Source organism: Sphingomonas sp. GW821-FHT02B09, from assembly GCF_059421875.1.
In genome coordinates this window covers 71812-84062 of sequence record NZ_JBWKVV010000005.1, presented here as the reverse complement: position 1 = coordinate 84062, position 12251 = coordinate 71812, and the positions used below count along the sequence as shown (strand labels likewise).

The 12251-nt window shown below is 59.3% G+C and carries 13 protein-coding genes; 1 reads left to right on the top strand and 12 read right to left on the bottom strand.

Going from position 1 to position 12251, the window contains the following annotated elements; genetic code table 11:
- Positions 1-1024: 1024 nt before the first annotated feature.
- Positions 1025-1180 (bottom strand): hypothetical protein, encoded by a 156-nt coding sequence (locus tag AC07U4_RS18520; protein ID WP_495196440.1) that lies wholly within the window; start codon positions 1178-1180, stop codon positions 1025-1027.
- 805 nt (positions 1181-1985) lie between these two features.
- Here AC07U4_RS18520 and AC07U4_RS18515 point away from each other — a divergent pair.
- Positions 1986-2324, top strand: a complete 339-nt coding sequence (locus AC07U4_RS18515; RefSeq protein ID WP_495196439.1) for a hypothetical protein — start codon at positions 1986-1988, stop codon at positions 2322-2324.
- Between the two features lie 58 nt (positions 2325-2382).
- Here the strand turns inward: AC07U4_RS18515 and AC07U4_RS18510 are convergent, their stop codons facing one another.
- From AC07U4_RS18510 to AC07U4_RS18460, 11 genes are all read right to left on the bottom strand, one after another.
- The gene (locus AC07U4_RS18510; protein ID WP_495196438.1) at positions 2383-2745 is read right to left on the bottom strand and encodes a hypothetical protein; all 363 of its coding nucleotides are present in this window, start codon (positions 2743-2745) and stop codon (positions 2383-2385) included.
- 51 nt (positions 2746-2796) lie between these two features.
- The gene (locus AC07U4_RS18505) at positions 2797-3369 is read right to left on the bottom strand and encodes a hypothetical protein (RefSeq protein ID WP_495196437.1); all 573 of its coding nucleotides are present in this window, start codon (positions 3367-3369) and stop codon (positions 2797-2799) included.
- Positions 3351-4328: a P-type DNA transfer ATPase VirB11 gene (gene virB11 / locus AC07U4_RS18500; RefSeq protein ID WP_495196436.1), complete on the bottom strand. Its 978-nt coding sequence runs from the start codon at positions 4326-4328 to the stop codon at positions 3351-3353. Before virB11 ends, AC07U4_RS18505 begins: the two co-directional genes overlap by 19 nt.
- Complete coding sequence (locus AC07U4_RS18495; protein WP_495196435.1) at positions 4325-5062, bottom strand: TrbI/VirB10 family protein; 738 nt, start codon at positions 5060-5062, stop codon at positions 4325-4327. The genes virB11 and AC07U4_RS18495 overlap by 4 nt, the downstream gene beginning before the upstream one ends.
- A gap of 392 nt (positions 5063-5454) precedes the next feature.
- A complete protein-coding gene (locus AC07U4_RS18490; RefSeq protein ID WP_495196434.1) occupies positions 5455-6150 on the bottom strand; it encodes a TrbG/VirB9 family P-type conjugative transfer protein in 696 nt (231 codons plus the stop codon).
- On the bottom strand, positions 6147-7073 hold the full coding sequence (locus AC07U4_RS18485; RefSeq protein ID WP_495196433.1) for a VirB8 family type IV secretion system protein: 927 nt from the start codon (positions 7071-7073) through the stop codon (positions 6147-6149). Before AC07U4_RS18485 ends, AC07U4_RS18490 begins: the two co-directional genes overlap by 4 nt.
- A complete protein-coding gene (locus AC07U4_RS18480) occupies positions 7070-8329 on the bottom strand; it encodes a type IV secretion system protein (protein ID WP_495196432.1) in 1260 nt (419 codons plus the stop codon). The genes AC07U4_RS18485 and AC07U4_RS18480 overlap by 4 nt, the downstream gene beginning before the upstream one ends.
- Entirely contained in the window at positions 8326-10695 is a 2370-nt protein-coding gene (locus AC07U4_RS18475; RefSeq protein ID WP_495196431.1) for a VirB4 family type IV secretion/conjugal transfer ATPase, read from the bottom strand. Before AC07U4_RS18475 ends, AC07U4_RS18480 begins: the two co-directional genes overlap by 4 nt.
- Complete coding sequence (locus AC07U4_RS18470) at positions 10692-10988, bottom strand: VirB3 family type IV secretion system protein (protein ID WP_495196430.1); 297 nt, start codon at positions 10986-10988, stop codon at positions 10692-10694. Before AC07U4_RS18470 ends, AC07U4_RS18475 begins: the two co-directional genes overlap by 4 nt.
- The gene (locus AC07U4_RS18465; RefSeq protein ID WP_495196429.1) at positions 10978-11289 is read right to left on the bottom strand and encodes a TrbC/VirB2 family type IV secretion system protein; all 312 of its coding nucleotides are present in this window, start codon (positions 11287-11289) and stop codon (positions 10978-10980) included. The genes AC07U4_RS18470 and AC07U4_RS18465 overlap by 11 nt, the downstream gene beginning before the upstream one ends.
- A 95-nt stretch (positions 11290-11384) precedes the next feature.
- Positions 11385-11765 carry a TrbC/VirB2 family protein gene (locus AC07U4_RS18460; protein WP_495196428.1) on the bottom strand — a complete coding sequence of 127 codons (381 nt, stop codon included), beginning with the start codon at positions 11763-11765 and terminating at the stop codon, positions 11385-11387.
- Between the last annotated feature and the right edge of the window lie 486 nt (positions 11766-12251).

The window sequence follows — 12251 nt, the reverse complement described above, 5'->3', positions numbered from 1 at the left end:
AAATCGCTCCGCCAAGTGGTAAGTATAAGAACCGATCCGTCGCTATACGTTAATAATCTGGCTGGCGTTGCATCTCCACCACAATAGACGTCCGCTTTGGCCTGTTCTACCGAGCCATAAGCAATCGTACACAGCGCGATAAAGCCAATAAGTCGCATAATTTTCTCCAATATAACGCTCATTGCTCCCGCCAAACTAAGAAGATTTGATGGGAAGCCTCACCGCCGTCGTCAAAGCAACGAGTTATAACTATAGGTTTATGGGAGAGGGATCACTGTGAAGCCATTCAGGGGCACGACAATCAATCGGGATGTGCTCGACCGAGGCGGGATCGATGCACCAGAATTCGGGTCGGTACCCGCATTCCCTCCGGTACCATTGACTGCGCCTGATACCGAGTAATTTGCGCGGTTGTCGGCGCGGTCATACGTTATAGTCGTGTTGACTGTCCCGCCTGCACTGGAATTGGTGGAGCCAATAAGCCGGCCTCTAGCGTCGTAGCGATAGGACGTAGTTTGCGCGTTAGCCACGGAAGCAGATATCGTCCCACTTGCCGTTATAGCTAACGCAAATACGTTTAGAGATCTTACCCACATCAACAAGTGCTCCCGAGGTTTTACCTTTTCCCGTCTAAGAGACGGGCTTTGAAATACTTTATACCTCAACCAAGCTGATCCAACACGTCCCATCACCATGAACGCTATAGTCGATCCGTGTAAGCGGCCGATTAGCGAGACGTGCTGACAACAAGATGCTCATGACGTATTGACCGGCCTGAACCTCGGAGGAGTGATAGATCACGGCTCCTCGGCAACCGGGGGGTGTGGTTGCCAGTGTCGCATAAAGCTGCGTCCCCTGATTGCCGACTCCTGTCACTGTAACGTTGGTGACGCTCTCTGCATGAGCTCCGCCTGCATAGGCGAAGCCAATCGCGCATAGTCCGTACAAAAGACCTTTGAAGCCGTTTGAGCTAGTCATATTGGTCTTGCTCCAAAACCCGGGTTGGCGTGCAACGTTAATGGGTTCACTGCGCGAGCATCACATGCTCGATGTCTTCTCCGTCGCCCCATCGCGAGCATACACCTGCCCCGTCAACGGTTACCGAGTTACCTGAAAGCTGGGCTGAGAGAAGCATGGCGAACTGCGCTTTTCCAGCATCGCTGCGCTCGTCCTTTATCATGTAATATGGTTGCCTGCTGCCACAGTCAGGGCGACCTGACGGAGGTGTGGTCATCACTACCCAATGTAACCCGTCAGAGGCGCGAACGTGGACCTCCTTTACCTTGCTCGTGATCGAGCTTCCGCCTGCCAAAGCGCCTGTTGATAGGCATGAGGATACTACTGCTATTATCAGCTTTACGCGCATTTGCGATCTCCTGTCGCTGGCTGGCTTACGGCTCTAAGCCACCATCAGAATGATTAGCCAATTCGATGTACTCTGTACCATCCGTTCACGCAGGTATGCCCGTCATAGCCAATGGGTATGGCTTCCCCTTTTGCATAAGCAGTGAGTGCTCGAGATAGGAGCATTTGCCTGGCGTCGACTGCGACGTCCGTTCCTACTATAAAGTAATTACTACATGGCCCAGCTGGCATGGGGTCCAAGGATACCAAAAAATGCCCGTCATCGTAGGTGAGAACATTGGTGATTCTCCCCACCGTGTTGCTATCGTAGGTCGCAAATGCGTTGGGCGCTATGGACGTAGTCAGCGCTAATGCCACAAGCGATGCCGTTTTTTTATTCACCTACCCCTCCCCCCCCCCGAGATGTTGAACCATTATCAACCTTAATTAATTTCATAGTCAAGGAAATTGGCTTGGCGCCCAACCTCAAAGTTTTGCTCAATGTCGATCTTCTAAAACGAAGAAATAACCATGCGCAAAGTGGGCCTGACAATGTCCTATAAGCATATAGAGAAAAACTCCTCAGCGAACTGGATTTTTTTGATAGGCTGGCACAGTATGGGCCGTGCAATTGAAAAGGAATGGACACATTGCGTTTGCTAAGTCGTATTGCTGCCACGCTTCCTATCGTTGCGTTGTCATGGGCGTCGCCTGCAGCAGCATGGGATGGTATAAAGACCGGGAAGGTCTCCGGAATTGACGTCGTCACTGAGGGGCAGAATTTTGGCTTCCGGGTCTATATGGACGGCACGCCGATGTGCGGTACAAGCGAGGCGTGGGCCTTCGTCAATAAAGATGCTGACAATTATGATGCCATCGTGTCGGTAATTACCTCGGCCTATCTATCCGGTAAACCGGTAACATTGCTTACCAATCAGAGCGGAGTTTATTGTCGTATCGGCTATGTTCAGCTTCGCTAACAACGGAAAAAAGTAACAATTAGCGATCTTTGCGTATGTTGGCCAAGTGCGCTTGAAGCTACTTTCTAACCTCAACGTATGCGACATCCTCTAGATTGGAGACCGTTGTGCATTTGCCGGTCCCAGTAACAGAGATTTGGAATGTCGAAGACATGGACGATACAATGAGAGAGTAAATATATTGGTTGGCAGGAGCGTTGTCACCGACGTTCAAAGCCCAGCGTGCGTCGGTACCAGCGGCACAGGGAGGCTTGTCGGAGCTTGCGCCGCCAATCACCGAGAAGGTAACGACGCCGGTGCCGAACGTCTTGTCAGCGCTTATATAAGCCAATGTTCCCGTCTGGCGGCCTGCCATCGCCGGAGATCCGAACCCAACGGCGATCAGAACGGTTATTTGCAGCGTGCTTTTAAGATATTTCATGCAGCCCCCTGTTAGCATTATACGACGTCATCTTCTGGTGACCGGTTCGACCTATAGCCCGAAGCGCGCCCATATTGCTTGGTTTGCGGCAGTATAAACGACAATATTGCCGTCCTCCTGCACAGCAAAATATGCTCCCGGGTGGCCATCAGTATGGCTTGCCCATATAGCGGTTGAGCCGCTGTACAACACGAGGTTGCCATCTCCCTGCATTTCGAGACGGGCGTTTGCCGGTTGGAACGTGCTTGTGGACCAAATGGGCTGCAGCGGGCCAGCATAAAGGACAAGATTGCCGTCATATTGCAAGATAAAGCGGTATGCACCGCCGGGTGATAGGATGCTTTCTCCAGCCCCAATACCTGTACCCGAGGCTAGGCCGCCTGTCTTAACGACCCGCGCATTCTGATAGACACTCCGGTTACCAGCTTTGTCGTAACCGTAGCCGGCAGCATAGCCGGTTCCGTTAGACCGCCGTATATCGGTGACCAACAGCCTGCCTTGAGCATCGTAACCATATTGAACCGTCTCGGCTAAAGCGCTCGAACAGACGCTCAACAATATGGCGCCAGCTGCAATTTCCTTCAGCATAAAGAACTGCCCCCCGTTTAATGTCTTTTCAGCCAATCGACCTGAGCCACTCGTCTGACACCCTGCCGCCGCTCGAGCTGTACGATCACATCAATGACGCGCGACACGTATGGAAGAAGGTCAGCACGCTGCAACTTCGCGTCTGCCTGCAGAACGAGCAGCATAAGCTGTTCGAGCGCGCCAGATGGGGTGTCAGCATGGATCGTGGTGAGCGATCCTGGGTGTCCGGTGTTGACGGCCCGGAGGAAGGTAAAGGCTTCCGCGCCCCTGAGCTCGCCCAGGATGATGCGGTCGGGCCGCAGGCGGAGGGAGGCAATCAGCAGGTCTTCCGTTGAGACGTTCGCCTCGCCTAGCCCGCCTCTCGCTGCGACGAGGCCAATCGCGTTTTCATGCCGCAGCACGAGTTCCGGCGTGTCTTCGATCAGGATGAGCCGTTCAGACGGCGCGATCTCGCGCAAGAGAGCGTTGAGAAAGGTGGTTTTGCCGGTCGAGGTGCCCCCAGACACCACTACGGTTTTGCGCGCCTGTACCGCGGCGGCAAGGAAGGCGTCCCACCTGCGCATCTCATACAGGCTGGCAAGTTCATCCTCGACGGGATCTGTTGCATCGGACCCGGTCGTATCGTGGAAAGCGCCAGCCTGCTGATAATCTGAGAGCGACAGATCGGAGGACACGTGCTTCCTGATGGCAATGGCCATACCGTCTCGGGTCGCCGGCGGAGCGACGATCTGGACGCGCGAGCCGTCCGGGAGGCGTGCGGCCAGCAATGGATGTTCCCGACTGATCCCCTGGTGGGTCACGCTCGCGATTTGCCGCGCCAGACGCCAGAGCTGCGCCTCGGTGATTTCGGGGACGAGATGATGCTCAAGTCCACCCTGCAGCGTTTCGATCCAGATCTCGCCAGCGCGGTTTACGTAGAGATCCGTGACGTCCGGCCGAACGAGCTGCTCGAGAAAGGGCGCAAGATAGACGTCAAGATACGCTGCGGTGGTCATCGTGCGGCAGGCTGTCCAGCCGTCAGGCCAGAGAAATCGAGATCGCGCGCAACGAAAACGTTGAGCGCAGCACCCTGTTTGACGGTGATTTTCGGCCTGTAGTCATTGGGCACCAGCCCCTGCCCTATGGTAGAGATTGGCCCTGACGGAATACCGACGATTACCGAGCCTGATCGTGGTTGTGACGCAAGGTTTACCCCCACCGTCAACGCTGACTGGAGGACGGCTCCGGCGAAGCGCTGAAAGAAGAAGGTGTTGACCTTGCCGGGTACGCCGCTGCCGCCCAGCTGGTCGGCTGCCGGCGAACCAAGGCGGATCGTCACGCCATCGGGACGGATAACCCGGGTCCACGTGACGAACACGCGGTTCTGGCCCGAGCGTACCTCCGATTGATATTCACCAACGAAGCGCGAGCCCCTTGGGATAAGAATACGGCGGCCATCGAAACCGAGCGTGTCACGAGACGCGATCGCCCGCACCAGACCGGGCCTTGCGGTGTCGATCGGTGTTTCGAGTGCGATTGGAATTTGCGTCCCGATCGGAACGACGTCCGTTCGGCTGGCCATGGTCGTCGCCTTGGCGGGTGCGTCATCAAATCCGCCCGAGCCATTGCGGCCCACGTTAGCGCCGGCCGCGGCGGATGGCTGCGTCGCCCCCCCAGCCGTCGGCGCTTCGGCACCGAGATCATAGACGATGGCGCCTTGCGCCTTCTTGTCGCGTACTGGTTCGGCCACAGGAGCCGCCGGCGCAGGTACGAACGGCGTTGGCGGCGCTGGCGTGATGACGGGCGGCGCGTAGGTTACAGGCGGCGGGTCATTCCGCTCTCGCGGAAGGCTTGGCGCGGAAGACGTGACAATGACGGGCACTGGTGCCGGAACGACTGGTTCGGCAAGGACAGGCACCTGTAAGGGCGGTGGTGGCGTAAACCCATCTGCTTGAGCCGTCTGCGGCGGTACCGTCACCCGGCGCTGGCGCTGACCATTCAGAACCACGAACAGGATCAGCGCAATTGCGATAGCGCCCAGTGCAATGACTGCGCCTGGCATGCCTTGCCGGGGCAAGCGCACGACCGGTCGCGGATCATGGCCGCCTTGCTCCACCGGCGCCGGCGCTGGTTGGCTACGGCTCATGGCCGGCCTTTCAGGACCATGCGTGTCGCATCGGCATGTACCTTGCCGAGACGGAATACGTACCGCTTGGCGACGCCCTCGATGACATAGTCACCATCGACCATGCGTCCGTTGACCAGCGCTTCGCGACCACGGTCATCGATCGCAAAAATTGCAGGAAGCGAGGTTTTCAGATCCCAGGTGATGGTGGTCCGCTTGCCATCGTCACTCATTGCAATGGGATAGAGGGTCTTGTTGCCCCGGAGCCGGTAATCGGCGCTACGAACGACCTGCTGAGGGCTGCCGGGCTGTCCCAGGGGGTAGGAGAAGCGGAGTACAAACGCACCGCTCCCATTACCGCCGCTATCGGCGCTGATAACGAAGACATATCGCCGCTGGTCGGTGACGATCATCAGGTTCGTCGTCATGGCAGCACCAAGCGGCTTCACGATCACGCGATTGCCTGAGCGATTTGGGGTCACCTCCCAACCCGTCTCGTTCCCGACCACGATCGTTTCGACCCGCTCGTCTCCAGCCAATTCGACGATGGCGGCATAGCCGCTGCCAACCCGTAAGTCGAAGACGCGGCCGCTGTCATAGACTAAGGTCTGGATGCGGGGATCGGCCGGCATGGTGAATTGCAAGGGCGCCGGCGGCATGGCGGGCATGCCCGCCTGCGCAACTCCGGCCAGAAGCGTCAGCACCATCATCATTGCTGCGGCTCCGTTGTCGTCGCGGCCGTGTCGACGACGGGACCAAGCGGTGAGCCCATCGGAATCTGATTGGTCGGAACCTCACGTTGGCTGATGAAGGGGCCGCCTACGCCGCCCTGCACGATGCGGACCGGTGCCCGACGGACCGCCAACGATCGGGTCGTTGCAACAGGGGCTGTGCGCGTTTCGATTACTGAAACGGGCTCCTGAACAGCGCTGGTGCGCGTCACCACCTGACTTGTAACAGTCTCTGGGGCAGGTGGCGCTTCGGCATCACGGCGATAGCCTATGACCTGGAAGCCAAGCGGATTCACCAGGCGGTCACCGAACGCCATCGGTGCAGCCGAATAGCGGAAGCGGATAACCGCGATCCAGGGTCGAGGCGCTTCAGCCTGACCGTTGCGATCGGTCCTCTGAGTGTCGAAGCGAACCAGGCTGATGCCGGACTGAAGGCGTGAAACGCTCTTTACCCGCGCAGTGATGACGCTCCCACCAGGCAACGCCTGGATCGGACTTGCCGGATTGGTCGCAGCAATTCCCGACAGGTACGACGCACGGGCATTCCCGGCCGACCAAAGCGCAACTTTGCGATAGTCGATCTGCAGTGTCGCCCGATCAAAGCCCTCACGGGCAAGGACATATTGTGCGAGGTATGCGTCCGTCAGCGCCGCATCGGCGGAGACGCGCTGCGGCGTATTGGGATCGAGCGCCTGGACGAAACCCGTCTGGCGATCGACCAGAAGCGTGATCGGCTGCACTGTTTTCAGCGGCGTCAGCATGGCGAGCGCCACGGCTTCAAAAGCTGCAGCGCCGATCGCGATCCCAGCAATCGTCCAGGCAATCTGCTTCGAGCGCGATGTCCTGGCGCGTGTATCCTCCGCCCAGCTTCGTGCATCTCGAAAATAGGTCTCGCGCTCAGTCATGCCGCTCCGTCCCGCCGCATGGCGCTGCGTGTCTTTCGTGTCATCGAGCGGCGGGCCGAAGGGCCAAGCGCCGTCGGAGATGATAAGGCATCCTGCCTCGGCTGAGGCTGGAGCGGCTGACGCCGGTTGCCACCTGCCGATGATCCCGCCTCACCAGCAGCGATCGCGATCTGCTCGCGCCGCATCGTACCAGCTAGGGCATTGGCAACGCCCTGCGCGCGGGGTGGTGCACCAGCCGCCGCGGCTGCGCCCTCACGGCCGCCCTGAGGCCTGCCGAAGGTCGAGCTTGATCGCTCGCTGACGTTATTGTGCGACCGCTCCGTGATCAGCGTCTCCTGCCGCTTCAATGTAAAGCTGAATGCGCCTGCCATCTTGGCCGCCGCCCAGATCGCTGCCAGCATCACCAACGTGAAGGCGAGTACGATGGTGGTCAGCGCCTGCGGATCGATGATGGTAACACCGCGCTCGACCGCCTGCAGATGGGCGAGTTCGCTCTCGACGAGCAACAGATCCAGGGCGGTCACGATCGTGGCGCCAAGCGTCGCGAGAGCCGCACCGGCGAGAGCGCGTACCCAGCCGATGAACAGGCCGAGTGTGGCATCGAACAGGAGCGCCATGATAGCGAGCGGCCCAATCGCCAGCAGGAAGCCCGCCGCCAGGCGTAGCGCGCCGGCGACACCCAATGTCGAGACGACGAACCAGGATGCCGTCTGCGGAAGGGCTGTCTGACCCAGCGGACCAAAGTTGGGCGCTTGCTGCTGCGCTTGCGTCCCAGAGGTGTTAGCCTGCGCGCCTTGCGTGGTCGTCGTCGATGCTGCTTGCGGTGCCAAGGCAGGGTTGACGCTCGAGCCTAGCCGGATCGTGTCATAAGCCTGTTGCACGCGCTCATCGAGCCCGTCGGCGGAAAGCCCGCTGGCAGGCAGCAACACGGCTGCAAACTCACTCGGTGCGTCGACGGCGACACGGTAGATGAGGACCTGAAACGCTGGCCATCCAGTGGCCAGCGTCAGCACTATGCCAAGGCGGACGGCCCAGCCGACGCCATCACGCATGGTCGGCGCCGAACCAAGCAGAAACCGGTACCCGATCAGCGCCACGAAGATCGTGGCGAGCCCGGTCATCAAGCCGGCGATCATCGGACCACCAGCGAGCGCCTGATAACCGTTTTCGCCCAGTGCCTGTGCCTGGCAGGTCAAAAAGCTCGAGAGGCGAAGGGCGACGCCGGCATCACCATCGGGAAGCGGGCAGTCGATCATGACGCCTCTGCCAACAGCCGTGGCAGCCAGATCGCAGGATCATCGCCGGTCTCTGCGCGAATGGCATCGAGCGCGCGTACCGATCGCTCGCGCCCCGACAGGATCGTCAGCAGATCACGATTTCCCGAGAGATCGAGGCGCGCCACCACGCTGTCCTGACCATGTTTGATCAGAAAGGCCCGCGCGTTGTCGGGCATAGTGCGGATGAGATCGTATTCATGCTGGGTGAGGCCGAACCCGGTCATGTAATCGCGTGCTTGCGCCTTCGGATTAGGCATGAAGATTTGCGTGGCCGCCTGCTCGACGATCGCAGAGGCGATGCGGCTCGAGAGGGCATCCTCTGCGCTTTGCGTGGCAAAACCGACGATGCCGTTGCGCTTGCGAATGGTCTTTTCCCAATCGCGAATACGGGCGGTGAAGACCTCGTCATCGAGCGCCTTCCAGCCCTCGTCGACCACGATGATCGACGGCGTGCCGTCGAGCCGCTCTTCCACCCGGTGGAAGAGGTACATCATCGCCGGCGTCCGTACGGTCGGATCATCGAGAATACGGGTCATGTCGAACCCGACGACACGCTCATCAAGATCGGTACGATCCTCAGCATTGTCGAACAGCCAAGCTCGATCGCCGCTGCCCCACCAGGGAGCCAGGCGCGAGGCGAGATCGCCCCCCTTTGGACGCGCCTGTCCGCGTAGCAGCTGGGCGAAATGGGCTAAGCGGCGATAGGCGCGCGGTGCCTCCATATTGGCTTCGACCGCTTCGACGATGCGCACCATGTCCTCGCTGTCGAGGGGGCGGGCGGGATCGGCGACGAGCCGCGAGAGCCAGTCGACCAGGAAGCGGCGGTTCTCGGCAGTATCGTCGAGCAGCAGCGGGTTGAGGCCTGACGGCTCACCTGGTCGCAGCACATCGTACCGGCCACCAACGGCGCGCAGGAAAAGCTCGGCGCCACGATCCTTGTCGAAGAAGACGATGCGCGGATCGTATTTGCGCGCCTGTGCGAGCAGGAAGTTGAGGACGACCGTCTTGCCAGTGCCCGAAGGACCGATGACGGTAAAATTGCCGAGATCCCCGTGATGAAAATTGAAATGGTACGGACCGGCAGCGGTCGTCTCGAGGACCGTGACCGCCGGTCCCCAGTGATTGCCTTCCGCTCTACCGGTTGGGAAATTGTGCAGGCTGGCAAGGCTCGCAAAATTGCGGCTGGCGACCAGGCCACGTCGCGGAACGTAGCTGAAGTTGCCGGGGAATTGTGCCCAGAAGGCTGGCTCCAGCGCCATCTCCTCGCGCACAGCGACAAGGCCGAGGTCGGTTAGCGTTGCCTGAACCTCGGCGACGCCGTCATCGACCTGGGCAGGTGTATCGCCTCGAACCGCGATCGTCAGATGATGCTCGCCGAATGCGGCACGCCCCGCAGCAAGGTCATCGCGTGCGACGCCGAGCTCACCCCGGAGGCTGAGGGCCTCGTCATCGGCCGCACGCATGCGGCGCAGGGCCAGGTTGACCTTACCGAGTGCCGCCTGTCGGTCGACGAAGCCAAAGCTTTGCGTCACCGTCAGCTCGAAGGGCAGTCGCAGTAACTCATCGAGCATCCCCGGCCCGGTCTGTCCCGGGTAATCCTTGATAGAGAGGATCGCCTGGAAATCACGCGGAGCCTCGCCGGTGGCGCCAAGCTCTACCGTATCGGCGCCAAAGCTTACGCGACGGGCGGGCAGATACTGACCGACGTCACCCTCAGGGAGTCGGACCGGACGGATTTCGCCGTTGTACAAGCCGGAGAGATACTCGAGCACCTCAGAGCACGGTCCACCCTTGCCGTCATAGCTACCAAGAAGCCTTGCTCCGTAAGCACCAAGAGCGGCGAGCAGCGCATCGCGTGCCGCATTGAGCGCACGCAACTCTGCGCTTTCTTCTGCTGCACTGCTGTCCTTTCCCCGGCCGAGCCAGCGACCAAACCGATCGGCGACGCCGCCCCGGCCCTGTAGCGGACGGCGTATGATGCAGAGGAACAGATCGTTGGAGAACAGACGCTTGGAAGCAAGGCGATCACGCCAGGCCGCATCAACACCGGTGCTGAAAGGATCCGGGAATGGCGCCTCGAGCTGCGGCTCGACCCGTCGGCGTATGACGTGATGGTAGAGCGCGAACCGCGACGATCCGATCGTCTGCAGCATCGCATCGCGCAGCGTCTTGCGATAATTAATCTCGGCAGTGTCCGCCGTCTCGAACAGCAGGCCGTCGAGCATCAGCACCTGCATGAGGCGGCCATCGCGTAGCATGACGGTGTGGTCGTCGATCTGCGCAAGATACGGCAGGTGATCACCCGCCGCTTTCTCTCGTGCCCAATCCTGTGCGGCTTTGTTCACGGGCGGTAGGCGTTACAGCGCCATAAACGGTGATTAGGAACGCGCGGGCAGCGCCGCACCTTGACCAGCCACAGATCAAAGATGCGCGGATCTCGCAGACAGGCAATGACGCCGACGGCGTGGACGACAAGCGCCGCCAACAGCACCCAAACGGACTTGAACACGAGAAACAGCTCGGTCGTCAGGATCGCATTGCCGATCGCAAAACCATAGGTCACGCCCAGCAGCATTTGCGGGCGGGTAAGACCGACGAACAGAACGTCACGATCGAGGCTTTCCGGGTCAGTAGCCAACGCTCGACGCCGACTGGATGCCGCCGACGATGCTCGCCGCCCCGAAGAGAATGAAGCAGCCAAGGATGACGGTTGCCCCGTAGCGCCAGTTCATCCGCCCGGTCAGCATGAGCAGGCCGACGGAGGCCACTGCGATCACTGCAATGACGGTTGCGACGGTGCCGAGCAACGTGCCCTGCAGCCAGTGAACGGCGCCTACGATAGGACCGGAGCCGGCAGGATCAGAAAAGCTGTCCTGTGCTGCCGCCATTGCCGGTGATGCAAATGCCACCAGAGCGGCGAGCCTCGAATAGGTCTTCATGTGCCTCCCCTTGCACGTACTGTATCGCATATCCTCAGGAGAGGAGAGGCGCGTCAATCTCGTTTCGAATGGTCGGTTTCATTTCATCGCATTGTTCAATGTGGCATCAGGTTGCCTGCACCGTCAGGCGGCCGAACCGGCACCGATGCCCCTGCATAGGGATCGTAGGGTGTTGGCGGCGGGGTCTGCGCAACATACGCCGGGGTTTCGATATTTGCCGGCCGGATCGGTTCGTCGATCTGAGCGTGGCCGATGTTCCATAGGCCCGACGCGATGGCGTGGGATGAAAACAGGATAAAGCAGCCTATCACCATCTGACCGCCTTTGCGGACAGGAAGGCGGCCTAACAGCATGGCAATACCAAGCCCTGCGACTGCCAGAATGGCTATAGCGGTTCCGATACTGCCAAGCATGAGCGTGGTCAGCCAGTTGACCGCAGCACTCATCGATAGCTCGGTCGAGTTGCTGCTCAACATCGTGTCTTCCTGGTTAAGCGCCTGATTTCCACTGCGTTTGATGCGACGGTATAACGGTGTATTATTTGAGCAAATAATCCATCTTACTTCAAGATGTCAGGTTTTTAAAAATGAAATTAGTAATCTATATCAGGTTTTGAAAATTTCTCTTCTTCTAGTTATAAAATAAGCTGCGCCGATATCAAAAGGCAGATGCCAATTGTTATTGGCAATGCAACTGACAGCGCACTCAGTACGATGAACGTCACAAAAACGACGAGACCCGCAACAATCTCGGATTGCCCAATTTTATTAACCATTGTAGCACCTGCCATCAGTGGACAGCACCAACGATCGGGGCCGGACCCGGAGGGATCGGAGAAGCTGTCGTGTGCCGTGCCAAGCGGTGACCACCTTGAAACCACGATCTCCGCTACCACGAAGCGCCTGTGTACCATATGGCTTCCTTTAAACCGCCGGGCGCCTTCTCGTGTACACCACCAAGGC

Excerpts from the sequence above, each read along its gene's own strand:
- AC07U4_RS18520 (WP_495196440.1), bottom strand. The coding sequence starts at position 1,180 with ATGATAAAGGACGAGCGCAGCGATGCTGGAAAAGCGCAGTTCGCCATG.
- AC07U4_RS18515 (WP_495196439.1), top strand. The coding sequence starts at position 1,986 with ATGGACACATTGCGTTTGCTAAGTCGTATTGCTGCCACGCTTCCTATC.
- AC07U4_RS18510 (WP_495196438.1), bottom strand. The coding sequence starts at position 2,745 with ATGAAATATCTTAAAAGCACGCTGCAAATAACCGTTCTGATCGCCGTT.
- virB11 (WP_495196436.1), bottom strand. The coding sequence starts at position 4,328 with ATGACCACCGCAGCGTATCTTGACGTCTATCTTGCGCCCTTTCTCGAG.
- AC07U4_RS18490 (WP_495196434.1), bottom strand. The coding sequence starts at position 6,150 with ATGATGATGGTGCTGACGCTTCTGGCCGGAGTTGCGCAGGCGGGCATG.
- AC07U4_RS18485 (WP_495196433.1), bottom strand. The coding sequence starts at position 7,073 with ATGACTGAGCGCGAGACCTATTTTCGAGATGCACGAAGCTGGGCGGAG.
- AC07U4_RS18480 (WP_495196432.1), bottom strand. The coding sequence starts at position 8,329 with ATGATCGACTGCCCGCTTCCCGATGGTGATGCCGGCGTCGCCCTTCGC.
- AC07U4_RS18465 (WP_495196429.1), bottom strand. The coding sequence starts at position 11,289 with ATGAAGACCTATTCGAGGCTCGCCGCTCTGGTGGCATTTGCATCACCG.
- AC07U4_RS18460 (WP_495196428.1), bottom strand. The coding sequence starts at position 11,765 with ATGTTGAGCAGCAACTCGACCGAGCTATCGATGAGTGCTGCGGTCAAC.